Genomic DNA, 23884 nt, shown 5'->3' on the forward strand with positions numbered 1-23884 from the left:
CTCATGATGCCTTCACCTCTTCCCACATTTGAGTCCATTTCTTGAGTTGTTTCGGTGGAATGCCGGTCTGCAGCGCGACCTTTCCTTTGTATTCGATCAAGGGGCCGGCCAGAAGCGAATCCGCCGCCGATTTGGGAAGCGCGTCGATCGCCGCAATGTTGACGGGAACCGCCAATTCCTGGTTGGGACCCGGTTTAGTGATCCACTCCACGAAATATTCTTTGCTCGTGAGATAGTTCACCCAAGCATAAGCGAGATCAAGATGGGGCGCGTTCTTCACGATTGCCCAGGTATCACCCCAGACAACGGTGCCATCGTCGGGCAGAATGAAATTGACTTGATGTCCATTGGCCCGAAGCGTGCCCGCAAGCCCCGACCATAGATTGCCCATCGTGATTTCGCCGGTCGTATAGGCTTTGTTCCAGTCGTCACCCGAGGACCAGAATAATTTGACGTTGGCCTTGAGAGCCAGCAATGCCGCGCGAACTTTTTCGAGATCCGGGTTCTGCGGGTCTTCTCCCAGGTATAAGGCGGCGGTCATGACAGCCGTGCTGGGATCGTCGAAGAACGCGACCTTTCCCTTGTTCGCCGGATCCCAAAGCACAGACCAACTCGTGGGTGTGGGATGCACATCCGGGTTCACCGCAAGGGACGTAGCGCCCTGTACCCAGGGCACGGCATAGACTTTGCCGTCCTGCCGGATCGAGGGGTCGTTGCGAAAACGCGGCTCCAGCGTATCCCAGGCTTTGATGCGCGACGTATCGATAGGCTGCAGCAGCGATTCAACCGCGGCGGGCTGGACATATTCCAGGTTGGGCAGCACGACGTCGATCTTGCCGATACCACCCTGGCGAAGCATCACCAGAAGGTCGTCTTCCGATGTGAAATAGACGTTTTTAACCGTGGCGCCGGTCAACTGCTCGAATTGCTTCAGTGTTCCCGCATCATCGGCCCCGTAGTTCTGCCACGAGGCAACCACCAGAGTCTGGCCTTTGAAGGACGGCGATGTTCCTTGGGATCGCGCGATCGTTGGCACGGCCAATAATCCTGCGCCGAGGATTTGCGCGAAACGCCGCCGGTTGATCTTGGATGCCATGTTGGGATTCCTTATTGCCGTGAATGGGGTCGGTTCGCGACTCAAGCCTCCGCTTCGTGTCTTCGCGCCTTTCGATCTAGTTCGGCGAGAAACCTGTCCAATTCCTCTCGATTTGGCGCCGTCGCAGAGCCGGGCCGTGTGACCGAAAGAGCCGCAGCGGCGTTTGCGCGAGGCACGGCCCAAAGCGGATCGATCTTATGCGCGAAAGCCGCAATCAGAACACCGGTATGCGCGTCCCCCGCGCCCGTGGAATCGACCATCGCGACCCGAGGGGCAGGGATCGTGTGAAACGTCGCGCAACCGTCGAAGCAGAAATGGACGCCGGCCGCGCCGTCTCGAATGATCAGCAGGGCATCCGGCGGCAGGCGCGGCCGGATGCGGCGTTGGAGTTCAGAGAGATCGGTGGTGCCCCCGAGAAGAGCGGCTTCTCGCCGGTTCATGGTCCAGATCGATGCACGTGACATCGCTGCATTTATAATGGCAGGCGGAATCTCAGCGGCAAGCGGCCCGGGATCGACGATCAGCCAAACAGCCAGTGGTAGCCTACCGATCCAGGCGCCGATCGCCGGCCCGAGCTGCGGATAGCAAAGATCGTAGCCGGACACGAAAACCGCATCGCTTTCCGTGAGCTGGATATCGGACAGTGCTCGCTCGCCAAGTGACGCCTCGATGCCCGGGCTGGTCACAAAGGTCCGCTCGCCATCTGGCTCGACAAGGACAATGCAAAAGCCGCTATCCGCCTCTGGGCTCGGCGGCAGAAGAGTGGCGATACCCTCGCGCGCCAACTCCTCGCGAATGCGCGTGCCATAGGGACCTGTACCGTGCAGACCGGCAAAGAGAGCGGGCAATCCTTGGCGGCTCGCGGCGGCAAGGATATTGAACCCGCCACCCGCCATCACGGTTGCGGAGGAGCCAAGAACATCGCCACCGCGCGGGGGAAGCGACGGCACCTCGATCCGGATATCGGCAAGGATGCTGCCGACAGAAAGAAGCCGCTGTATTGGCGCGCGGGGTGTCAAGGCCTGCCGTCCTGTCGCAGCGCGAGCAAGCGATTGGCCAGATCCTCCAATGCCAGTTCCGGATTGGCTTGGGCAAGACGTGCTACGGCATCCGCCGGGAAACGCTCGGCTCCATGACAGGCGCCCATGATGGCACCGGCGATCGCGGCGACCGTGTCGCAATCGCCGCCCAGGCTCGCGGCCAAGCGGCAGACCAGCCAAGGGTCCTCGGGCGCGACCGCGCAGATGGCGATCGCCGCTGGCACAGCCTCATTGGTGGCCACTCCGGTTCCGACCAGGCGATAGATCCGGTCGAGTGCCTCCCCCTGGTCGCTGCCACGCATCAGGTCGAGCGCCCATTCGATGCGAGACGCGACATCTCCACCTGCGAAATAGAAGCCGCGCAGAGCCCCGAGGCGCGCTGCCTCGATGGAGAATCGCAGCGCCTCCATCACGCTCGCGCCGTCGACCCCGGCACTCACTGCCGCCGCGACGGCGGAGGCTCCGGCAATCGCAATGGTCGTGTTGTGGGTGACATGCCCGGTCTGGAACACTGCCTCCACCAGCACGCCCAAAGGCTGCGAGGGAAAGGCGATGCCGACGGGCGCCACCCTCATCGCGGCGCCGTTCGTCGCGCCCGTTCTGCCGGCCAGCTCGGTCGATGTGCCAGCCGCGACGAGCGTCAGCGCATGGCGCGTCGAGGGCCCGAGAAGATCCGCCGACCCGGCGGCGATCATCCGCGCTTCCCAGGCGAGCAGGGCCTGGGCAAAGGCTCCCGGGTCGATCCGGCCACCGCCGGCAACCAGCATCTCGCCCAGGATGACAGCCTGATCGGTGTCGTCTGTCACACGGCCGGCGGCCATTCCGCGGCTGATGAAATTGTCCTTCGGGCCTGGATAAAACTTGTCCAAAATGCCGTAACGCTCAGCGATCAGCGCACGGGGTTGATATTGTGTCGGCATTCCCAGCGCGTCACCGATGGCGAGCCCGAGAAGAGCGCCATGCGCGCGGCTTCGCTGGGGCGAGAGGGCTGAGGGCTGTGTCGCGCTCGCGTCGCTCATTTCTGCGGCTCGCCGAAGCTGAGGTGCAGTGTGAAATGCGCCGGGTGCAACAAGCTGCGCACATGCTCGATTACGGCACCCGCTCCGTCCTGAACGATCCGCGTTGTTCCGAGAAATGGTTCGCCTTCCGGCTGCTGAAGCTCAGCCGCCTCATCGGGCGGCAGCCGAATAAGATCGACCGCCTCCGTCCCGCCGAGCGGCCGTATGTCCAGGCTCTCCAGGGTACGACGCAAGGAACCCTCCGCCAACCCGTCCTTGAGCACGGAGGCGAAGCTCGGTCGCCAGGGCAGGCGGCTGCGCTCTAAGGAAATCGGCTTTTCCTCCATCGTATACCTTACCCGGTCGAGGGCGAGGAAGGTGGAGGCCGGCAGTGCGAGCCTTTCGGCCAGGCAGACATCCTCGATCCGTTCGAAGCGGAGGGTTCTGGCTTGCATTTGTACGCCATGCCGCGCGAGCGCGCGCGACCAGCCGAGACCATCGTCCAGCCGCGCACCATTGTAGCAGACGAATGACCCGGCGCCGCTCCAGGTTTCGATGAGACCGGCATGCTGAAGGCTGGAGAGCGCCTGCCGGATGGTGCTGCGGCTGACATCGAAACTGCGGGAGAGGTCGTATTCGCCCGGAAGCCGGTCGCCAGGCTGGAAGCATCCAGCCTGGATTCCGCGCATAAGACTATCCGCGACCCGCTTATATTTCGTCGCCACCTGTACGGACCTGTTCGCCTTTGACTGATCCTATGGCGCAAGGAGTGTCAGATGCAAGCGGCTCGCGAAATCCCGCCTTTTGCCCTCGCCGTGGGCGATAGGCCGATTCAGACTCCATATCCGACGGTCTTACTCAGGTCCGATCCGCCGCAGCACGGAGAGGAAACTTATTCGGCGGGAAATGATACTCAGCCTTCTTCCGGGCCAGCAGCGCCGAACTGAGCGTTCGACCAGCGTTCGAAATGCTCGATGACGTGGGCATAGTCTCGCGGACCATCGCCCTGGCTGATCGCGAAAGCCAGGATCTGCTTGGCCGCCGGACTCAGCCAAAGAGGAGCGCCCATGCGCTCGGCTTCCTCAATGCATAGTTTGACGTCCTTGTGGATCAGATCCGTCGTAAAGCGCATCGGGAAGTTGCGATTCAGTACGCATTGCGGAATCTTCTCCTGCGTCGCGAAGGAACGACCGCTGGAGACATTGATTATTTCGAGCATCGTCTTTGCGTTAAGGCCCGCCTTCGTTCCGAACACCAGTAGTTCGAAGCTAGCCAGAGTCGAGATCGCACAGAGCGTGTTGTTGATGATCTTCATCGTCTGCCCGAGCGCGGGATCAATTCCCAGATAGAAGATACTCCGACCGATCGCGGCGAGCACGGGCTCGACCTCGTCGAATGCCGAACGCGGGCCGCCCGCCATCACGGTCAGCGTGCCATTTTCCGCGGCGACGGTGCCGCCGCTCACCGGCGCTCCAAGCAGGAGCTTGCCAACTGCGTCGAGGCGATCCGCGACCAGTCGTGTAATCGTGGGGCCGGTAGTCGACAGGTCGACGACGATGCGGGTATCGGTCTCCGTGATCACGCCGTCGGCACCGGTCGCCACCTTGGCCACGATCTCCGGCGTCGGCAGGCTGAGGAAGACGATCGGCACCTGTGCGGCCAGATCCCGCACGCTCTCGGCCACAATCGCCCCGTCGCGATGCAGCCGGTTCATCGCGTCCTGGTCAAGATCGAATACGACGACCTCGTGCCCCGCTCGCAGAAGCCTGGTGCCGAAGTGCAGACCCATATTGCCGAGCCCGATCAAGCCTAGCCTCATGCTCGTTCATCCTCTCGGAAAAAGATTTCCCAGGTATTCTGCCCCCGGCGCTGTAACCTGACCTTTGCCTGAAATCTCGTCACATTCTCAACTATGGATGGCGCCGACCGGAAGATCATTCGTTTGCTACTGGTCAAGAACTTTCTCCCAATGCGGAACGGCCACACACTGCGGCCGGAGCCTTTCGGTTGTGGACAAGCGTCTTGACAGGCTTCTCCGCGCGACCGTAGCATGACCTATACGCGAGTGTCATGACCGGATATCGGACATTATGGCCGTCGATACCCTCAAGACGACGGAGCGAACCTTGCGGGTGCTCCGCTCGTTCAGCCGCGCCAGGCCGGAACTAACGGTCGCGGAATTGACGAGCATTCTCGAGCTCCCGCGTAGCGTGGTAACGCGCATCGTAGCGACGCTTGAGCAAGCCCAGTTTCTCGAGCGTAGTATAGGAAGTTTCAAATACCGCATAGGTATTGCCGCTTGCGAACTGGGCGCGACCTATCTTGCTGGCAATAGGCTGACAAATTTCTCGCATGAGATTCTTCGCGATCTTGCGGAACGAACTGGCCATACCGTGTATATGGGTGTCCTTCAAGGTCAGGACGTCGTCATAGTAAGCACGTTCGAAGGGCGAGCGCCGGTCCGCTTTATTTGGGCGGTCGGCGATCGGCTTCCGATTTCCACAACAGCTTTTGGTAAAGCCATACTGCTGCAAACGCCGCCCGAACAGATCGATCTGCTTTTGGGGAATTCGACCCTCCCGGGTTTGGCGCCGAACTCGATCAATACCCGGTCGCTGTTGAACAAGCAGCTTGAGGAGTATCGCGTGAAAGGCTGGATACCGGCCCTTGAGGAGAGCTTACCTGGTGTTTATGCGGTGGGCGCAGCCCTTCTTGACGCTGCCGGTAAACCGCTAGCCGGCATCAGCGTCAGCTTCCTGCGCGATACCACAGATTCCAATCAAATCGAAAAACTTGGCAACGCCGTGCTCGATGCGGCCCAGGCCATAAACCGCCGCATTGCCCCGCACTATGCCTACCAAGTCCAGAGGAAAGTACAATCGCTCAGCCCATCCTATGCATTCGGGTAGAGCCAGCAAACCACGACAGTTTTCCTGCCAGCAAGACTGCAACATACGAGGGCGAGGACCAGTATGAATAAACACAATATTGCCGGGCCTACGAAGGTTCGTTGGGCGGAAGCCTGTACGATCGTGCTTTGGATGGCTTCGGTGACTCCCTCCTTTGCTGCCGCGGTATGCAATCCGGACGAGGCCGCGCCAGGTGTTAGCGCGACCGAAATCAAGCTCGGGGCAACAATGCCCCTGACAGGTTCAGCCGCGGCTACCGGGCTAGGCGCCGCCGCAGGCGCCAAAGCGTATTATACGATGATCAACAAGGCCGGAGGCGTCAAAGGCCGCCAGATCAACTTCAAAGTGCTCGATGACCAATATTCTCCAGCCGTCGCGCAGCAGCAGATGCGGACGCTTGTTCAACGCGATGAGATTTTTGCCGTCGCGGGCGGCGAAGGGACCCCGAACTTTCTTGCCGTCGTTCCCTTTCTGCAGCGGGAGAAAGTCCCTGCCATCGCTCCCTATTCGCCGGCGAGTCAGCTGGGAACGATGAAGACGCCTTACGTCTTCATGACGAGTGTTGATTACATCACCGAGTTTCAGATCATGGCGCGATACGTGATCGACACCTATAAGCCGAAGAAGATCAGTCTCGTCGGTGTCCAGGGCAATGTCGGCGATGATGCGAAGAAAGGCATAGAGCAGGCCATCGGTAGCGGCGGCACGACTCTGCAGTATATTCCAGAGGTCCCAGGAACACCTGACTTCACGCCAATCGCGACGCAGTTGCGCGAGAACAATGCGGACTGGACGTTCTTGATTCTGACCGACACAGATACAGGGCAGCTGCTGCAGGCGATGCATCGCATAGGCTACAGCCCGCGCACGGCCGCATGGGCCGGCATGGATGACAAGAACTACATCAAGCCCTTCGGGGATGTCTCTCAAGGAATGATCGTCGCTCAGGAGACCGCTGCCATCAACAGCCCGGATCCACTCGTCAAACAGTTTGTCGAGCAGTTCACGAAGGAAACTGGCCGTGCGCCGGGCACATTCGAAGAACTCGGATGGGCTCAAGCTGAGATCACTGTCAAGGCGTTACAAGAAGCCAAAGCTTTGACCCGTTCCTGCCTGATGGCGGCGCTTGAGAGCATGAGCGACTTCCAGACGGGCATCGTGCCACCAATTGCCTTCGGTCCGGACCGAAGGCAAGGAGTGAACGCCATTGGTCTGGTTGAGATCAAAGGCGAAGATACCCCTCAGGTGACGCCGTTCACGGAAGTCCAATCGCAGTGATCCAGCGCATTGCACCGCGCGATCACGGGTAGCGTCGCAGCGAGGATGTTTAGTTCCGCCAACGCGATTCAGGTGACGCTCGGTGGCTTGGCCACCGGGTCGCTCTACGCGGTCATTCTGTTCGGTATCATTCTGGTATTTCAGGTCAGCCGGAGCATCAATTTCGCTTACGGCCCGACCGGAATGCTGGGCACCTTCGCGAGCTACGCACTCTACAGCGAGTTTGGCTTGCCTGTCTGGTTTGCCGTCCTCATCGGGATCGGGGTGACGGTCTTGATTGCTGCCCTGACGGATCTGCTCATCATACGGCGTCTGCCACCTCAGCAGGGGTTCGACGTCGTGGTGACTCTCGGAGAACTCCTGTTCCTCACCGCGCTTGCGCAACTCGTCTTCGGGGCGAGCGCGCAAAGCTATCTCAAGCTCCTCACCGACGTGCCAGTCCTCTCACGAAACATCTTCGTCAACGGCAACGACGTGCTCGCCGTTGTTCTTGGCGTGGCGGTCGCTATCGGAGGCTATTTCGTTTTAAACAGCACCAGCCTCGGTGTTTCGCTGAGGGCCGCCGCTGCCGATCCCTCCGTGGCACAGAGCGTCGGCATCAATGTCCGCGGCCTACGCACGGCCGCCTGGGCAGTGTCCGGCGTGTTCGTTGCGGTCGGGGCGATGATGTTCGCCGCTCGCCTGTCAGTCAATGCCTTCTACATGACCCCGATTGTTATCAATGTGTTCATCGCAGGCATGATCGGCGGGCTCGACCGGTATTGGCCGCCGATGCTGAGCGCATTCGGTATCGCGCTGTATCAGTCCTGGGCTATGTATCTGTTCGGCGAGGCTGGCGGTGTTCCGGCCCTCTTCATCCTCGTTATCGTGATTCTCGCCGCTGTCCCGAAGCGGCTGCTCGATGAACGCCATGAAGCCCGTGCCTGAATTGGTATCCGATCATTCGGTCTCTTCACATCAAGACCGGAGTCAGTGGTTGGGCTTCGGTATCTTCATAGTCATCACGGCCCTGCTGCCTTTCGTTATCGGCCAGTACTACCTGTATGTCGTGACGCAGGTTATGATCTATGCGATCGCGACGCTCGGCCTGGATGTCCTCTATGGGCGCACCGGACAGCTCTCTCTCGCCCATGCGAGTTTCTTCGGAATCGGCGCATACGTTGCCGCATTGTCGAACACCTTCGGCGTCCCCGTTGTTTTGCAGCCCGTTCTCGTCCTGGGGCTTGCCGTCATAGTTGGTGCGCTTGTCGCAATTCCTACTCTGCGCTTGTCGGGGCTGCGGCTCGCTTTAGTCACGCTGCTTTTCGGCGAGCTTTTCGTCTGGCTCATTGACCATGCCAGCAATCTGACGGGTGGCTCGCAAGGCATGACGGTGCAACCGCTCACGCTCGGGCCCTTCGACTCGTCCGAGCCCCTTGATGGCTACGCACTGGCCGCCATTGCATCGCTGTTGGCAACGGTCATGTGTGTTCAGCTCGGGAAGACGCAGTATGGGCGAAGAATGCTGGCGGTCCGAGACTCGGAGCTCGCTTCAGCGTCGGTCGGCATCCCCATCGTACGCACGAAGATTGCGGCGTTCATTCTCTCGGCAATACTCGCCGGGGCTGCCGGGTGGATCTACGCCTATGTCGTGGGTTTCGTGTCGCCGACGACCTTCGACTTGTTCGGCTCAGTCAACTTTCTTGTGGCGGTTATCCTCGGCGGCAGCGGTCGGGTACTCGGTGCATGGTGCGGCGCGCTGTATATCGTCCTCGTCCCGGAAGTCTTCAGCTCGATCGGCTATCCCAACCTGTTCCCAATCGTCGGAGGGGCTGTGATGATCGTGGTCGCGATGACGATTCCCCGTGGCCTGGTCGGAAGCTTGGAGAAGCTGGGCGAGACCCTCTGGGCGGTCCGTGGGAGACGCGGTCGTGCCGGAGGTTGAGCCGTTGTCCAGCATGGGCGGCGAAGGCCGGCTTGAGCTTCGGCAGATTGGTGTGAGCTTCGGCGGTGTCGCTGCCGTGAGAGACGTCAGCCTTGTCTTCAGGCCGCATGTGATCACCGGCCTCGTCGGGCCAAATGGTGCTGGCAAGACGACTCTGCTGAACGCGATCTCGGGCTTCGCGTCGGTCGAGCGAGGCACAATCGAGCTTGACAGATCCGAGCTGACCAAACTCCCAGCGGCTCAACGGGCTCATTACGGTGTCGTGAGAGGCTTTCAGACCGTCCGCCTTCTGGAGGGGGAAACCGCATTCGACAATATCCTCGTGGGATGCGAACGGGCGAGCCAGCCAAACATCTTCGCGCAACTCTTCAATCTTCCAGCGCAGCGCCGTTCGTGGAGGCGTGATCGGGGAGCTGCAGCGGAAATCGCCGAGAGACTTGGAATCTCATCGGTTGCTCACCGGCCCGTAGCAGAACTTCCTTTCGCAACTCGACGTCTCGTCGAATTGGCGCGTATCCTAGTGGTGAGACCAAAGGTGCTCCTACTCGATGAGCCCGCCGCGGGACTGAACGCTCACGGACGGCGGCAGCTGACTGAGACTTTGCAAGCCTATCATGCGGTATCGCCCTTCACGATGATCGTGATCGAGCACGATGTCGATCTTGTCCGTCGCATGTGCTCGGAATGCGTGGCGCTGGCGCAGGGCAGCGTTATTGCGACGGGCGACCCGGGTCATGTGCTGGACGACCCTGAGGTCAGGCGCGCCTATTTTGGGGACCAAGTGCACCATGCTTGAGGTGAATAATCTCCAGGCCTGGTACGGGCGGACCCAAGCGCTGTTCGATGTCTCGTTTCAGCTTGAGGCCGGACGATGTCTCGCTTTGATCGGCACCAACGGCGCGGGTAAGACGACGACGATTCGCGCGATCCTGGGTCTTGTTCTGACGGCAGGCAAAATATCGATCGCCGGCAGGGATGTCTCCTCACTTCCGACTCATTCGCGAGTAAGAGAGACCGGCATCAGCGTCGTTCACGAGGGTCGCGGGATGTTCCAGCGCATGAGTGTTCGTGAAAACATCTTAGTGGGACTGGCATCCTCGCTGCATCGCCGCTTAGATGATGCTCTCGATCAATTTCCGGCGCTTAGCGGCCGTCTTACCGAGAAAGTGTCACAGCTCTCGGGTGGTCAACAGCAGATGGTGGCCTTGGCGCGCGCGGTCGCACAACGGCCACGCCTTCTTTTGCTGGACGAACCCTCGCTAGGCCTCGCTCCCGCGATCGTGGACGAGATCTACGCGCATCTGGCGAGATTGCGCGATACCGGATTGACAATCCTTTTGGTCGAGCAAAGTGTTCCACGGGCCAGTGCGTTCGCGGACGAACTCTGTCTCATCCGCACCGGCCATTCGGTCACGAGAATAGCCACCGAAAACAAAGTCGAGGTGGACCAGCTTGTCAGCCTTGCGTTCGGCAATTGACAAGGCAGGTCTGGGAACAAGCAGGACAAGACATGAACGAAACCACTCTGGCGGCCGCCAACATGAAGATCGTTCGCGATAAGCGGGAGAATCTGAGGCACATGGTTGAAATGGCCGACGAGGCCGCTACCAAAGGCGTCGATATCCTGGTTCTGCCGGAAGTGGGTTTGCAGGGCTACGCCGACTTCGCCTTTCCCGTCGGTAGCAGCGAATGTGCGGAGCAGAAGCAGTATTACTATCGCGAAGCGGAAACGATTCCGGGTCCTACAACGGACGCGATCGCCGAATTAGCCAAGCGGCTGACGATGACTATCCAAGTCGGCATGGCTGAGCGGATGGTACATGGGAATGTTATCTTCAACAGCACGGCTCTGATCGGGCCGGAAGGGCTGATCGGCGTGTATCGAAAGGTACATAACCAATTCGAGTTTCCGTATTTCGCGCCGGGTGAAGGCACCCCGGTCTTCGAAACGAGTCACGGCAAGGTCGGCAGCATCATCTGCTATGATCTCTGCTTCCCGGAATTGATACGCTCTTTTGCTCTTCGCGGTGCCCATCTGATTCTAATGTCGAATGCGTGGCCGATGAAGGGGCATGATCGCGAGACGGACTACCATGGCTATGCCATGGATCTTGCCGCCAAAGGGAACGCCTTCTTCAACCAGTCGTGGCTCGTTATTGCGAACCATTGCGAAACCGGCGCCTATTCACAAAAGCTCGATTATTACGGCGGTTCCCAAGTCGTCGATCCCTACGGCAAAGTGGTCGCTTACCTTGCCAACGAGGAAGGTCTCGTCATTCATAAGGCCGATCTCGAAGAGGTCGTATTGCAATCCAGAACTGCGGGCTTCTTCGGCTTGAACCTTCTGCAAGACCGCCGGCCCGAGCACTACGGCGCGCTCGTCGACCAAGAGTATCGTCGATGCGGTCCTCGTTCGGGTTTGGCGGCGGAGTAATGGCGACGGAAACGCACCCCTACCATTGGGCGGCACGCCTCAGCCGAGCCGCCGGCGGGACCGGGCAGCCGCATGCTGCGTTCCACGCTTTTGATGAACTCTGCGCCGAGATTTTCGGACATAGGCTGTTCACTATACTTGCCTGGGAAGCTGGCGCAGATGAGGTGGAGCGGGTTTATTCGAGCAGACCTCAGGAATACCCCATGTCCGCCCGCAAGCGCATGGGTCCGACGCCGTGGGGCGCCTTGGTTCTAGGAAGCGGCCGCTCGTGGCTGGGCGCGAGCGCGGAAGACATGCGCTGGGCTTTTCCCGACCATGAGTTGATAGCGGCGCTCGGATGCGCGGCTTGCATAAACTCGCCAGTGAGTTGGAACGGTGCGGTTTTGGGCGCGATCAATGTTTTGGATGCGGCTGACGCCTACCGGCCCTCGGACCTCGAGGCACTCGAAGCTATTTCGGGCTTTTTGGTGGGACCGCTACTCGCCACGAAGTCACAGCAACCCTAACCACGATCTGGCCCGCGCGGCTTCTCACTCATCATGGGAACAAGCATGACCGCCAACAACGCTCCACAATCCTTGCTATTTGAAAACGCCAGCATCGTCGATGGCATCGAGGACGAACCCCGAGAGTCGATGAGCGTAATCGTCGAAGGCGGCCGGATCGCCGAGGTATCGGACGTCAAAATTACGGCAAGCGCGGCACGCAAGATTGATCTAGCGGGCAAAACCCTCATGCCCGGCTTGATCGATTGTCATGTCCACGTCATTGCGACATCTGCCAATCTCGGGGCGAATGCGTTGCTGCCGGACTCTCTTATCGCTGCGAAGTCGGCGGGCATTATGCGCGGCATGCTCATGCGCGGGTTCACGACTGTCCGCGATATGGGTGGCGCTGATATCGGGCTGAGGATGGCGGTCGAGGAGGGTCATTTTGTAGGACCGAGGCTCGTCATCTGCGGCAAGGCATTATCGCAGACCGGCGGCCACACAGATTATCGCGGTCCGTTCGATGAACGAGACAGCCAATACTATACGCGCCGGCTGGGAGCCATGGGCCGACTCTGCGACGGTGTCGATGAGGTGAGGCGCGCCTGCCGTCAGGAAATCAAGGCGGGCGCTGAATTCATCAAGATCATGGCCAATGGTGGTGTTTCCTCTCCTAGCGACCCGATCGACTTTCTCAGTTTTTCACTGTCGGAAATGGAGGCAGCGGTCGAGGAGGCCCGCAATGCGCAAACTTATGTGTCTGCCCACCTGTATACCGACCCCGCGATCCGGCGCGCCGTGCAAGCCGGCGTCCGATCTCTTGAACATTGCAATCTGATTACGCCCGAGACGGCAGAATTGGCGGCCAGATCAAACGCCATCGCCTGCCCAACGCTGGTGACCTATGACATGCTTCAGAGGGAGGGCCGAGATTATGGCCTGCCGCCCGAATCCATTGCCAAGATCGACGATGTCAGGCTGGCGGGTTTGAAGAGCCTCGAAATCATGCGGGAGGCTGGGTTGATGATGGCCTATGGTACGGATCTTCTCGGACCGATGCACCGTCATCAGTCTGAGGAGTTCGTTATTCGCGCCAGTGTGCTCTCACCGCGCGAGGCCATCCGCAGCGCGACAGCAGATGCAGCGAAACTGTTGCGCATGGAAGGGCAGATCGGCTGCGTCTCCGTCGGCGCTCGGGGGGATTTCATCGTGGTCGAAGGAAATCCGCTCCAAGAGATCGAGCAATTGACGGGTCAGGGCCGCTTTATGCCGATGATTGTGCAAGCGGGTCGGATCGTAAAGGATCAGCTTAGCCATTAACATCAGGGTGGTCATATAGTCGGTGGGGCGTCGAGCCCCTGGCCCGCGCAGCCGCGAGAGGTTTCAACGTGCCGCCGGAGGCAGAGATAGTGATACGACGCAACAGCACTAGACAGAACGCTGGACGTCGAACGAAGCATTGGCACGTCGTGCCTACACAACGGATGTAACAACAGATATGGCTGAAGTGGTGGTCACTAAGATCGATTGGGTCGCTCGAGCTAAGTTACTTCAGCCAATGCTGAATGCTGCTGGGCCACGATGCGATGCGGAAAGCGAGCTTCCGACCAACGTGGTGGAGGCTTTGCACGATGCTGGCCTGTTTCGTCTGTTGATTCCGCTGGATCTAGAGGGGGCCGAAGTCGATCTGCGGACCTTTTCGGCCGTGATTGAGGCGGTCGCTGAAGGCGATGGCAGTGCCGCCTGGTGCTTGGGCCAGAACGCGGTCAGCAACATGACATCCGCTTACATGCCGCCGGATGAGGCACAGAGGATGTTTTCGGACCGGCGCATAGTCCTTGCCTGGGGAGCGGGGGTCAACGGGCAGGCTATCCCTGCCGAGGGCGGCTTCCGGGTTAGCGGCCGCTGGGGGTTCGCCTCAGGATCGCGCCATGCGACCTGGCTAGGCGGCCAGGCGCCGATCAAGACGCCCGACGGCAGCCAAAGCTTGGAGCCGGACGGAAGTCCTAGCTACCGCACTTTTGTATTTCCAAAGGCATCCTGTCAGGTCACCGTCGGCTGGGACGCAATTGGCCTGCGCGGCACTGGCAGCGACAGCTATGAAGTCAGCGACGTGTTCGTCCCGAACGCGTATCTATTCAAGCGCACCGTTCCTGCTCCTCACCCAGGAGCGCTCTATCGGATTCCGCTAGCGGCTGTCTATCCGATAGCATTCGCGTCAGTCGCGGTCGGCCTTGCCCGCGCGATCCTAGGCGCGTTTATCGACATGGCTCGGAACAAGGTGCCTCAGGGATTAATACCTATGCGTGATAGCGACGCGATACAGTCGCTGCTTGGCCATGCCGCTACGAGGCTCAACTCGGCACGCATCAACCTTCACCACACTCTCGGTGAGATTTACGGCATGCCCATGGACAACGAGCGGGAAATCGGTCTCCGCGGCAATACAACCTTCGCGATTCACGAAGCATTGGCCGTTGCGGACATCTTATTCCACGAAGCCGGTGCGACGGCGATCCTAGTAAACCAACCGTTTGCGCGGCGATTACGCGATATTCATGCGGTTGCCCAGCAGGTTCAGGCAAGGCGAGCCAACTTCGAATTGGTGGGCAAACGACTGCTGGGATTCGAAACTGGCCCGCTGTTTTTGTGACTTCCTGCACGCGACATATGGATTGAATCCGTCTGATATGCTCCAATCGCGAGACCTTCTTCATCGTGCGGTGCAACGCAAGACGCGGCACCTTCCACATTTTATCGTTTGAATGTCAACACGCGATAAACACCCTTCTCACGTATTCACTCTATAGTGCAGCGTCGGCAATCCCGATGCCTCAGTTCGCACGAGAAAGTCGTACGATCGCCAAGGGATTGGGTGGAGGAGCGCGTGATGTGGCGCGTGTCCTGTCACTTGGCCGCGCCAACGCGCCGGTCGCCGGGCAAGCGGCTCGATCCTGACTCATCCCGGAGCCCATGGCTGCCAGTCGGCTTGAGAAGAGAACGTGTGGCGCAATCGCAGGGCGTTTCAGAGTCCCTTCACCGATCTGTCGGGTGGAGGATTGTCCTCGCCAACCGTAAACGTGCTCTGGGGTTTTCCACATCGTCCCGACCCTGTGCGAGCGGCATTTGGTGATCGGTTTCTGGAGGGACGGGGCCGGTGTCCGAGCAAAGCAATCCCGAGGATGATGCAGATCGACTCTCTAAGGCACAGATCGTCCTGATTGGTGCCACTTACGTGTTGCCGCTGAAGCTCGAAAACGGGACCGAGAATGACCAGGCTCGCATTGCGCCGCTTGGCGCGCTCGAGCTTGCGCGAGCGCAACGCAATCGTTCCGGGCGTCGTGTCCGATACGCCATAGTGAGTACTCCCCCACAAAAAACTGCATCAAATCCTTGGCTGTCTTTTCCTTCAGTGTTACACTATGTTACGTCTCCAGACAGGCTATCGTGCCAACTGATTGGGACTCGGAGGAGGTTGAACGATGAGAAACTCCGACACATGGAAGCGTCGACGCCCCCGTGCGCTGATCTAGCGGAGAGGAATATTTATGGCCTTTCAGGCAATGAAAGACGCAGTCCTCAACCGAGGCGTTCCACCGGACAGCTTTCTCAACCAACTCGTTGCCTGGGGCAGAACGGCGCCAGACGAAATTTTTGCTGCCAACTCAAATACAGACATCTATTCAAACATAGTCGGCGTTCTTGGTCCTTGGCAGAATATTAGCCATCGTCGTGCCGCTATGTTGGAAGTCATGCGAGTCCTCGCCGGTTTCGAGTCCTCATGGGATTGGAATGCGGGTGTCGATACAACTAACCCAACGTCCGTCACACGTGACACCATCGAAGCGGGTGCGTGGCAAGTCAGCGCAAACTCAATGGCGTTTGGACAGGAGCTCAAGGAGCTTGTGCTCGGTAAAGTCGGTTCGGTGGATGGCAACGACTTTCAACAGGCTATGAAGCAGGATCACCAATTGGCGATGGAATATATTGCTCGCCTGCTGCGACGCACTGTCGATCACAACGGTCCAGCAAAAAGACACGAGATCGACCCCTGGCTTCGCAAAGAATCCGTCTCGGAGTTCCAGGTCCTATTGAGTCCACCCTAGATGTTTGGTGCTGGCATTTGCTGAAGCAGAGCAAGGACGAATGACCGCCGGCACGAGAGACGCCGCCCGGCCAGTTCCGCCAGGTCGGCTGACGCTCTATCGACAATCCAGCTCTACGGGGCTGCGGTCCACTGGAGCCTTCGCGGCCTAATCGACTGAGCTATCTAAAACGCTCAGGATCAGGTTCTACACACGATAGAACTCCTTCTCGCGTGCCGATCGTCTATCCCGTTCCGATCGCCGGGCGGATTCTGCAAGGGGTGGCTTCTAGGCTACCTTTCCTGGGCAACCAATTCAGTGACATTCTATGGTGCTTGCCTTCCGGCCTGCTGAAGAAACTGGTGGATGAAGGCAATGACCATGCTTCCTTCTCCCACCGCGGCCGCAACCCGCTTAACAGGACTCAATCGGACGTCGCCACTGGCGAAAACACCGGGCACACTTGTTTCGAGCAGGTAGGGATCACGTGGTTGCGACCATACCCCAGCTTTTACCACGTCGTCACCAGTCAACACGTAACCTCGCGCATCCCTCGAGATCGCGGCCGGCAGCCAATCTGTCTCCGCATCCGCACCGATAAAGACGAATAGGCCATTGCAGGCGACGCGGCGAACCGAACTTGTGGCGCCGTCGCGAACGTCGATCTCTGTCAAGTTCGCCTCACCATGTGCAGCCGTAACCTCCGACCTCAGGAGGACAGCAATATTAGATTTCGTACGCAGCTGATCGAGGAGGTATTGCGACATGCTTCTTTCAAGGGACTCGCCCCGCACAACGAGCGTCACGCGCCGCGCGTGGTTGGCAAAATATATCGCGGCCTGACCGGCCGAATTTCCCGCGCCGATAAGATAGAGATCCATGCCATTGGTCGCGCCAGCTTCACTGCGTGCGGCGCCATAATAGATCCCCTTACCGATCAGCCGTTCAAAACCCTCTATGGCAAGACGGCGCCAGGCGACTCCAGTAGCAAGGATCACTGTGCGGCCGCTGATGACCTCATCGCCATCGAGGAGGACTTCGCGCGTTACTGGATCGATATTGCGAACCGAACGCGTTACCAGTATCTCCGCGCCAAGCCGCCGCGCCTGCAGCAATGCGCGGCTTGCGAGTTCGTCGCCTGAAACACCGTTGGGGAACCCCAGATAGTTCTCGATCCGCGAGGAGGTCCCCGCTTGGCCGCCGGGGGCCTCACGCTCTACGACGATGGTTCGGAGCCCTTCGGACGCCCCATATACGGCTGCCGCAAGTCCGGCCGGCCCGGCGCCGATTACGACCGTGTCGTATTCAGCAGCGCGTGCGCTTGTCTGCAGGCCGAGCAAACGCGCGACTTCGCGTGTGTTCGGCCGGCTCACCACCGTTCCGTCCGCCAGTCGCAGTATCGGGCAGTCTTGGGCGATGGGCGGGGGGCCCGGCCATGCCGCCGGCAAATGCGGCGCATCGAGTGCCAGCCACTCGAAACTGACTTGGTTTCGGTCGAGGAAGCGTCGCAAGTCGCCGCAGACGGCGTCCCAACGGGGCCCGACGACGGTGACACGCGCTTTGGGCGGTTCAGCGGTAATGCTCCGCAATCCCCCCAACCGCTCGCGCGCGAGTGCCCCCATCTTCATCGAGAACTCGGGCGCCATGGCGGCAATGGTGTAGTATTGACGCATGTCCACACGCATAACGCGTGAGGGTTCTGAGGCGCGATAGCCGCCAGGAAATGGTGTGCCAAGGGCGAGCGGAACCTCGCCAAAAATGGTGCCCGGGACACGCCAGCCAAGCCTGCGTTCAATCCCGTCGATCGTCTTGACGACCTCCATCTTGCCCGCGAGTACTGCGAACAACGCACGCTCACCCCCTTCAGGGACGGCGAATTCTCCAGCGAGGAGATGAATGTCAGCGGAAGTCTGTGCGAGACGCCCAAGTTCCGCCGCCCCCCAATGATGAAAACAACGGCACGGTGAGAATATCATCGATTGTGAGCATGTTTTTTCCGCAATGTCGCAGGCGGTTTGTAGAATTGAACCTTGCTCTAGTTTCGTACGCTTGCGCAATGGCTCCTGGGGGTCGACGCAGAAATCATCGACCTCAAAGCAGCGATTTTGTCCGGGTGCAGTGCCGCGGCGTCAATCCGCAAGAGGGAATCTCATCGCGTGTCGACCCGGCCGCTTGGCCGGACGCGAGATGCGTTGGGGGGGCAGCTGGGCGAGCCTGTAGTGGGCGCGACACACTGGCCCCAGTATAGGTCCGTAGTGCGCCCTCACTCACTGCGACACGGCGGCCGTTGACGAGCGTTGGATATAGCCTATACGTATATGATGTTCTGCCGCATCGAACGGTAGGCTGAGGGATGGGATGTTAGGATGACGCAGGTAGCTCAGCACAAGATCGCCGTGATTTCAGGCGGGGGCACTGGGATCGGATTAGCAACTGCGCGGCTCCTGCTGGCTGAGGGCTATAAGGTTACCGCGATTGGAATTGAGGCTGAGACGGAGTTACCGGCTGGCCTAGAGTTCGTTAAGATCGACGTCACTGACGACGAAGCTATCGAAAACTTTGCCGGTCGCTTTCAACGTCTCGACGCTCTGATCAACGCTGCCGGCATGATCGCCCACAATAGGGGCGAATTTGACATGAAAGGGTTCCGCCGGGTCGTAGACGTGAACCTTAATGGCACGGCTGCTTGTTGCTTCGCCTTTAAGGACGCCCTCACGGCCGCGAGGGGCGCCATTGTCAACTTCGCCTCTATGTACGCGATCTTTGGTTCACCGTTCACACCGGCTTACGCTGCGAGCAAAGGGGCTGTCGTGCAGTTCACGAAATCGCTCGCTGTCGCCTGGGGTGAAAGCGTGCGAATCAACGCAATTGCGCCCGGTTGGATCGAAACGCGAATTTCATCCAACGCCATGAGTGATCCGGCGCGGGCCGAAGGAATAATGCGGCGGCTGCCAATCAAACGCTGGGGGGCGCCAGAAGAGGTCGCGCGCGTCATTCGCTTCCTAGTTTCCGAGGAGGCGTCCTACGTGAATGGCAGCCTCTACACGATCGACGGCGGCTATTCCGTTTCGTAGCGGTAGCAGGTCTGCCAATCGAGCGCCGCCTACCGATCATGAATAAACCATCCCTCACGGCCCGACGGCCGGAGCAAAACTAAGGAGGATCGTCTCGTGATAACGCGAAGAATGTTCAGCTCGGCTACCGCCGCGACCGCGGCCATCGCTGTTGCAGGCCGGTTTGCGCCTGCCCAGGCCAAAAAAGTGACAGTGGCCTTTTCGCAAGCTGATCTGATCAACGACTGGCGAGTTACCAATCAGAGCGATATGAAACAACACATCGAAGCGCAAGGATGGCGTTTCATCACGGCCTCGTCAGACGATGATCCCGCCAAGCAGCTCTCCGACATCGAAAGCATGCTTTCGCAATCTCCGGATGTGCTCGTCGTCGCTCCACTGGAGTCTGTAGCACTCGCGCCTGCCGTCGGTCTCGCCAACGACGCCGGCATTCCCATGATCGTCATCGACCGCACCTTGGCAGCAAAGCCTGGAGAGGGTGAGTTCAAAGCTGAGATTGTCCAGAGTCACTATGATTCCGGCAAGCTCTTGGCCGAGAAGGCGGTCGAGCTGCTCAAGGCCAAAAATGGCAGTCCAAAAGGCAGCGTAGTGCGGGTCGGCGGTATCCCGGGATCATCGCCGGTTATCGATGCCGGCAAAGGATGGGCTGACGTCATGCAGCCTTACCCGGACATCAAGGTTGTGGGAACCGCCAACGGCGGCTTTACCAAGGAAGGCGGCATTCGCGTCATGCAGGATTTTCTGCAGCGCTTCCCTAAAGGGAAGATCGATGTTGTGTGGACAGACTATAGCGACATGACGATGGGCGCGATCCAGGCCATCAAATCGGCCGGGCGGACTGAGATACTCGGCTACCTTGTTGGGGAGGGCGGCCAGATCCAAGCCATTGAGGCGGTTGTGGCAGGCGAAATCGCCCGAGAGACCCAGACGCCACCTTATTTCGGGGAAATCGTTGTTGCCAACGTCAAGAAGCTATTGGCAGGCCAGACGATCGCCGCACACCAGAATCTGCCCATCCTGGTCTTTGACGCGGACAAGAAGGACGCCGCTGAAGCCTATCTCAAATCCATAACCGCCAAGGGCCTGAAGTTTTAATGATCGCGTCTGAGGGAGAGCATCCCCTCTCGCTACAAGGCATTCACAAGGCTTTCGGCGCCATCCAAGTTCTGAGGGACGTTTCCTGCGACTTTCGCGCCGGAGAGGTCCATTGTTTGATGGGGGAAAATGGCGCGGGCAAGTCTACACTTATACGCATCGCTTCCGGCGCCTATTCACCCGATTCTGGCAACGTTATCTTGGCCGGCCGGCCGCTTGACTCCATGACTCCCCGTTGGGCGCGCGACAATGGCATTGCGACCATCTATCAGGAACTTGACCTCATCCCGAACCTCGATGGGGCTGAGAACATGTTACTCGGTCGCGAGCCTCGCGGGAGGCTAGGCCGCATCGACCGGGCGGAACGGCTGCGGCGCGCCCGAGCCGTTCTCAATTCCATGCATGTTTCGGTGGATCTGGACCGGCCCGTACAAGAACTCGGGATTGCCCAACAGCAGATGATCGCGATCGCAAAGTCTTTGACAGACGAATGTCGCGTCATGATCCTGGACGAGCCGACCGCCGTCTTCACCCGCACGGAGACGAGGGCCCTCTTCAATCTGGTCAAGAAGCTGCGTGAGCAGCGCATCGCGGTAGTGTTCATCTCTCACCACATGGAAGAGATCTTTGAGATCGGCGATCGCATCACCGTGCTCCGGGATGGCAGCGTGGCGAGCACCGGCACAATCGCGGAATACAACCACGATCGCTTGGTCCGTGATATGGTGGGGCGTGACGTTAAACGTCCGGTTCGTCGGTCGGCGCAAACTACAAACGCGCCTCTGCTCGAAGTCCGTGACCTCAGCGATGGCGAAACCGTCCAAGGCGTTTCCTTCTCTGTAGGCCGCGGAGAGATCGTCGGGATGGCTGGACTAATTGGCTCGGGGCGAACCGAGACCGCGCGGCTTATCTTCGGGGCAACACGGCCGCGGAGTGGTCAGATCGTGCTCGATGGCAAGACGGTTTCGCCCTCCGACCCCTTCCAGGCCGTAAAGCTCGGAATCGGCATGGTGCCGGAAGACCGGAAACGCGACGGACTGGTCTTAACCCGCAGCATTCTTGAGAACGGCGGATATACGCTCGTTCGGAAATTGAGCCACGCCGGTTGGGTTCCTTGGCGACGGGTACGACGGGAGGTGACGGACCGCACGCGAGGCCTTGCCGTGAGGCCCGCGACGCCCAAGACATTGGTGGCTCGTTTGAGTGGAGGCAATCAGCAGAAGGTGGTGCTGAGCCGCTGGCTGGCCGCCGGGGTCTCGCTCCTGATCCTGGACGAGCCCACCCGCGGCGTTGATATCGGCGCGCGCAGCGAGATTTACGCTGTCATCCGCACGCTCGCTGAGCGAGGTATCGGTATTCTTTTGATCTCTTCTGACTTACCCGAGATCCTCTCGCAATCGGACCGCATCGTGGTCATGGCAAAGGGGCGCATCGCCGGCGAACTGGCCGGTGAGGGCGCGACAGAAGAAGCCGTCATGGCTCTCGCTTTCCGAACCAGGCCGGAGTCGATTGCGTGAGGTCAGCGCGCTTCAGGCCCCAGTCGCTGGCCCGGCATGGGCAAGTCGTCGCAGTCGTCATCCTTTTCGGCCTGGCCGCCGTTCTGGAGCCCGACTTCCTCACGCGATTCAACCTTTCCTCGATCGCTTTTCAGTATTCGGTGATTGGCTTGATTGCGCTCGGGCAATTTCCGGTCATCCTAACGGCCGGCATCGATCTCTCGCAGGGTTCGGTAATTGGTATCACGGCCGTTGTCACTGCCATGGCCGCGCAGGTCATGGGCTACCAGCTCGGGATCGTTGCCGCCTTGCTCGCCGGCACGGCGTCGGGGGTCATCACCGGATTGCTCGTCGCCTATACCCGCATCCCCGCCTTCGTCGTGACCTTGGGCATGATGAGCATCGGGCGGGGCCTCGCGCTCACTATCAGTTCCGGCCGTCCGATCCCGCTGTTGAATCTTTCCTTTATGCATTTGGCACATCTCCGGCTCCTCGGCGTTCCCGCCAGCTTCGCCTTCTTTCTTTTGTGTGCCGCCCTGCTGGCCCTTTTTCTCACGCAATGGCCCCTAGGCCGGGCAATCTACGCGGTCGGCGGGCATGAAGAGAATGCCCGCCTCACCGGTCTGGATGTTCCTCGAATCAAAATCTGCGTCTACGGCTTTTCTGGTCTCATGGCGGGTTTTGCTGGCGTGCTCCTGACTGCGAAAATAGGTACAGGGCATCCCCTGAGCGGTACAGGCTACGAACTTGTCAGCATCTCCGCCGTCATAATTGGAGGTGCCAGTCTGTTCGGCGGCATTGGCCGTACTTCGGGCATCGTCGCCGGCGTATTGCTTCTTGGAATTCTCGATAGCGTGCTCAATCTATCCGGCGTTTCCCCGTACGTTCAGGGGACTGTCAAGGGCTCGATCGTTCTGATCGCTTTGGCCTTTAGCCAATACAGCGTCAGCCGGAGCGCGCGGAGATGACGCCGTCTTCCTCCCTCGCCGAACCGAGGCGTTTCTTCACCCAATTGATCGTCGGCTCCAGCTCGGAGCAGAAGAACCTCCTCCGCCTGCTGGCAATCCTCCTCGCAGTGGCGGTGATCGGCGCCGCGATATCGGGCGGCGTGTTACTGCGACCGCAAAATCTCTCAAACATCCTGCAGCAGAACGCCGTGCTGCTGGTCGTGGTAACGGCCCAATTTTTGGTGATCGTTACAGGAGGCTTCGATCTGAGCGTGGGCGCGGCGGTTGCGCTTGCCAGCGTGGTTTTCGTGAGCTCGCTCGATCATGGTGTCGGCCTTGCGATCCTGGCGGCGCTGGTCTCCGGCCTGCTCCTGGGGCTCGTCAACGGCGTGCTCGTAACCTTCGTGCGCCTTCCCTCCTTCGTCGTGACCCTCGGGACGATGCAGATCGGCTATTCGCTCGCGAAGGTCTGGACAGGCGGCGGCACGATCGACGCGGCGCCCGGTGGTGCAACGATTCCTCGCCAATTGAACTCCTTTTATTCAACGAACCTAATCGGCCTACCTCTTCCCGTCTGGGTCGCGCTGATGGTCCTCGTCCTCGTCGCAATTTATCTCAGAACCTCGACGGGCTGTTTCGTCTTTGCCGTCGGAGGTAATAGCCGCGCCGCACGCCTCGCCGGCATTTCCACCTCGCGTGTCCGTCTGGTTGCCTATGCCACCGCGTCCCTGGCAGCTTCCGTGGCCGGCCTGCTCTTCTCATTGCGGGTTGGCTATGGCGACCCTCAAGCTGGCGTCATGTTGCCGCTCGACTCCATAGCTGCGGTTTCGATCGGCGGCGTCAGCCTGACCGGTGGCCGAGGCAGCCTTATCGCCGGATTCATGGGCGTGCTCATCATCGCCATGCTCGATAACTTGATGAACCTTCTCGGAGTCAACGTGACGCTGCAGCCCGTGGTCAAGGGTGTCATCGTTATCTTGACGGTCTTCGCCTATGGTCTTCGAAGGGACTAGCGGGCGG

Annotated in this window: 22 protein-coding genes; 16 read left to right on the plus strand and 6 right to left on the minus strand. The window is 59.7% G+C overall.

The features are described 5' to 3' along the window. Position 1 precedes the first annotated feature (1 nt). The 5 genes from GSQ92_RS24915 to GSQ92_RS24935 form a co-directional block, all read right to left on the minus strand. Entirely contained in the window at positions 2–1141 is a 1140-nt protein-coding gene (locus tag GSQ92_RS24915) for a PotD/PotF family extracellular solute-binding protein (protein ID WP_159014187.1), read from the minus strand. Then, positions 1138–2115: a PfkB family carbohydrate kinase gene (locus GSQ92_RS24920; RefSeq protein ID WP_216849888.1), complete on the minus strand. Its 978-nt coding sequence runs from the start codon at positions 2113–2115 to the stop codon at positions 1138–1140. The genes GSQ92_RS24915 and GSQ92_RS24920 overlap by 4 nt, the downstream gene beginning before the upstream one ends. Then, a complete protein-coding gene (locus GSQ92_RS24925) occupies positions 2112–3155 on the minus strand; it encodes an ADP-ribosylglycohydrolase family protein (protein WP_158801381.1) in 1044 nt (347 codons plus the stop codon). The genes GSQ92_RS24920 and GSQ92_RS24925 overlap by 4 nt, the downstream gene beginning before the upstream one ends. Further along, positions 3152–3859, minus strand: a complete 708-nt coding sequence (locus GSQ92_RS24930) for a GntR family transcriptional regulator (protein ID WP_256367128.1) — start codon at positions 3857–3859, stop codon at positions 3152–3154. Before GSQ92_RS24930 ends, GSQ92_RS24925 begins: the two co-directional genes overlap by 4 nt. Positions 3860–4047: 188 nt before the next feature. Continuing rightward, positions 4048–4953, minus strand: coding sequence for an NAD(P)-dependent oxidoreductase (locus GSQ92_RS24935; protein ID WP_158801377.1), 906 nt, complete (start codon positions 4951–4953; stop codon positions 4048–4050). 271 nt (positions 4954–5224) lie between these two features. Here GSQ92_RS24935 and GSQ92_RS24940 point away from each other — a divergent pair, with 271 nt between their 5' ends. From GSQ92_RS24940 to GSQ92_RS24990, 11 genes are all read left to right on the plus strand, one after another. Continuing rightward, positions 5225–6043 carry an IclR family transcriptional regulator gene (locus GSQ92_RS24940; RefSeq protein ID WP_158801375.1) on the plus strand — a complete coding sequence of 273 codons (819 nt, stop codon included), beginning with the start codon at positions 5225–5227 and terminating at the stop codon, positions 6041–6043. A 63-nt stretch (positions 6044–6106) separates the two neighbouring features. Further along, positions 6107–7321: an ABC transporter substrate-binding protein gene (locus tag GSQ92_RS24945; RefSeq protein ID WP_158801373.1), complete on the plus strand. Its 1215-nt coding sequence runs from the start codon at positions 6107–6109 to the stop codon at positions 7319–7321. Positions 7322–7366: 45 nt separating this feature from the next. Beyond that, positions 7367–8248 carry a branched-chain amino acid ABC transporter permease gene (locus tag GSQ92_RS24950; RefSeq protein ID WP_158801371.1) on the plus strand — a complete coding sequence of 294 codons (882 nt, stop codon included), beginning with the start codon at positions 7367–7369 and terminating at the stop codon, positions 8246–8248. A 49-nt stretch (positions 8249–8297) separates the two neighbouring features. Beyond that, the gene (locus GSQ92_RS24955; RefSeq protein WP_158801369.1) at positions 8298–9245 is read left to right on the plus strand and encodes a branched-chain amino acid ABC transporter permease; all 948 of its coding nucleotides are present in this window, start codon (positions 8298–8300) and stop codon (positions 9243–9245) included. After that, the gene (locus GSQ92_RS24960) at positions 9232–10041 is read left to right on the plus strand and encodes an ABC transporter ATP-binding protein (RefSeq protein ID WP_158801367.1); all 810 of its coding nucleotides are present in this window, start codon (positions 9232–9234) and stop codon (positions 10039–10041) included. The genes GSQ92_RS24955 and GSQ92_RS24960 overlap by 14 nt, the downstream gene beginning before the upstream one ends. Beyond that, a complete protein-coding gene (locus GSQ92_RS24965) occupies positions 10034–10723 on the plus strand; it encodes an ABC transporter ATP-binding protein (RefSeq protein ID WP_158801365.1) in 690 nt (229 codons plus the stop codon). Before GSQ92_RS24960 ends, GSQ92_RS24965 begins: the two co-directional genes overlap by 8 nt. Before the next feature lie 32 nt (positions 10724–10755). Beyond that, complete coding sequence (locus tag GSQ92_RS24970; protein ID WP_159014189.1) at positions 10756–11679, plus strand: carbon-nitrogen hydrolase family protein; 924 nt, start codon at positions 10756–10758, stop codon at positions 11677–11679. Positions 11680–11882: 203 nt separating this feature from the next. Next, positions 11883–12185, plus strand: coding sequence for a GAF domain-containing protein (locus GSQ92_RS24975; protein ID WP_158801361.1), 303 nt, complete (start codon positions 11883–11885; stop codon positions 12183–12185). A gap of 45 nt (positions 12186–12230) precedes the next feature. Continuing rightward, positions 12231–13487, plus strand: coding sequence for an amidohydrolase family protein (locus GSQ92_RS24980; RefSeq protein ID WP_158801359.1), 1257 nt, complete (start codon positions 12231–12233; stop codon positions 13485–13487). A 178-nt stretch (positions 13488–13665) separates the two neighbouring features. Next, positions 13666–14820, plus strand: coding sequence for an acyl-CoA dehydrogenase family protein (locus GSQ92_RS24985; protein WP_158801357.1), 1155 nt, complete (start codon positions 13666–13668; stop codon positions 14818–14820). 895 nt (positions 14821–15715) lie between these two features. Continuing rightward, positions 15716–16273, plus strand: coding sequence for a hypothetical protein (locus GSQ92_RS24990; RefSeq protein WP_158801355.1), 558 nt, complete (start codon positions 15716–15718; stop codon positions 16271–16273). A gap of 305 nt (positions 16274–16578) precedes the next feature. Here the strand turns inward: GSQ92_RS24990 and GSQ92_RS24995 are convergent, their stop codons facing one another. Continuing rightward, on the minus strand, positions 16579–18099 hold the full coding sequence (locus tag GSQ92_RS24995) for a cyclic nucleotide-binding domain-containing thioredoxin-disulfide reductase (protein ID WP_216856931.1): 1521 nt from the start codon (positions 18097–18099) through the stop codon (positions 16579–16581). Positions 18100–18618: 519 nt separating this feature from the next. On the opposite strand from GSQ92_RS24995, the gene GSQ92_RS25000 reads away from it, so the two are divergent. The 5 genes from GSQ92_RS25000 (at position 18619) to GSQ92_RS25020 (ending at position 23877) form a co-directional block, all read left to right on the plus strand. Next, entirely contained in the window at positions 18619–19326 is a 708-nt protein-coding gene (locus GSQ92_RS25000; protein WP_158801350.1) for an SDR family NAD(P)-dependent oxidoreductase, read from the plus strand. A gap of 111 nt (positions 19327–19437) precedes the next feature. After that, entirely contained in the window at positions 19438–20421 is a 984-nt protein-coding gene (locus tag GSQ92_RS25005) for a substrate-binding domain-containing protein (protein WP_158801348.1), read from the plus strand. Continuing rightward, positions 20421–21938 (plus strand): sugar ABC transporter ATP-binding protein, encoded by a 1518-nt coding sequence (locus tag GSQ92_RS25010; RefSeq protein WP_158801346.1) that lies wholly within the window; start codon positions 20421–20423, stop codon positions 21936–21938. The genes GSQ92_RS25005 and GSQ92_RS25010 overlap by 1 nt, the downstream gene beginning before the upstream one ends. Then, positions 21935–22885: an ABC transporter permease gene (locus tag GSQ92_RS25015; RefSeq protein ID WP_158801343.1), complete on the plus strand. Its 951-nt coding sequence runs from the start codon at positions 21935–21937 to the stop codon at positions 22883–22885. The genes GSQ92_RS25010 and GSQ92_RS25015 overlap by 4 nt, the downstream gene beginning before the upstream one ends. Beyond that, on the plus strand, positions 22882–23877 hold the full coding sequence (locus GSQ92_RS25020) for an ABC transporter permease (RefSeq protein ID WP_158801341.1): 996 nt from the start codon (positions 22882–22884) through the stop codon (positions 23875–23877). The genes GSQ92_RS25015 and GSQ92_RS25020 overlap by 4 nt, the downstream gene beginning before the upstream one ends. Positions 23878–23884: the final 7 nt, after the last annotated feature.

It is taken from the genome of Acidisoma sp. S159 (genome assembly GCF_009766125.1).
In the GTDB taxonomy this organism is placed as follows: domain Bacteria; phylum Pseudomonadota; class Alphaproteobacteria; order Acetobacterales; family Acetobacteraceae; genus Acidisoma.

Bases quoted from the DNA above. Each gene is read 5' to 3' on its own strand.
- GSQ92_RS24925 (WP_158801381.1), bottom strand. From the start codon at position 3,155: ATGAGCGACGCGAGCGCGACACAGCCCTCAGCCCTCTCGCCCCAGCGA.
- GSQ92_RS24935 (WP_158801377.1), bottom strand. From the start codon at position 4,953: ATGAGGCTAGGCTTGATCGGGCTCGGCAATATGGGTCTGCACTTCGGC.
- GSQ92_RS24940 (WP_158801375.1), top strand. From the start codon at position 5,225: ATGGCCGTCGATACCCTCAAGACGACGGAGCGAACCTTGCGGGTGCTC.
- GSQ92_RS24945 (WP_158801373.1), top strand. From the start codon at position 6,107: ATGAATAAACACAATATTGCCGGGCCTACGAAGGTTCGTTGGGCGGAA.
- GSQ92_RS24950 (WP_158801371.1), top strand. From the start codon at position 7,367: ATGTTTAGTTCCGCCAACGCGATTCAGGTGACGCTCGGTGGCTTGGCC.
- GSQ92_RS24965 (WP_158801365.1), top strand. From the start codon at position 10,034: ATGCTTGAGGTGAATAATCTCCAGGCCTGGTACGGGCGGACCCAAGCG.
- GSQ92_RS24970 (WP_159014189.1), top strand. From the start codon at position 10,756: ATGAACGAAACCACTCTGGCGGCCGCCAACATGAAGATCGTTCGCGAT.
- GSQ92_RS24975 (WP_158801361.1), top strand. From the start codon at position 11,883: ATGTCCGCCCGCAAGCGCATGGGTCCGACGCCGTGGGGCGCCTTGGTT.
- GSQ92_RS24980 (WP_158801359.1), top strand. From the start codon at position 12,231: ATGACCGCCAACAACGCTCCACAATCCTTGCTATTTGAAAACGCCAGC.
- GSQ92_RS24985 (WP_158801357.1), top strand. From the start codon at position 13,666: ATGGCTGAAGTGGTGGTCACTAAGATCGATTGGGTCGCTCGAGCTAAG.
- GSQ92_RS24990 (WP_158801355.1), top strand. From the start codon at position 15,716: ATGGCCTTTCAGGCAATGAAAGACGCAGTCCTCAACCGAGGCGTTCCA.
- GSQ92_RS25000 (WP_158801350.1), top strand. From the start codon at position 18,619: ATGACGCAGGTAGCTCAGCACAAGATCGCCGTGATTTCAGGCGGGGGC.
- GSQ92_RS25005 (WP_158801348.1), top strand. From the start codon at position 19,438: ATGTTCAGCTCGGCTACCGCCGCGACCGCGGCCATCGCTGTTGCAGGC.
- GSQ92_RS25010 (WP_158801346.1), top strand. From the start codon at position 20,421: ATGATCGCGTCTGAGGGAGAGCATCCCCTCTCGCTACAAGGCATTCAC.
- GSQ92_RS25020 (WP_158801341.1), top strand. From the start codon at position 22,882: ATGACGCCGTCTTCCTCCCTCGCCGAACCGAGGCGTTTCTTCACCCAA.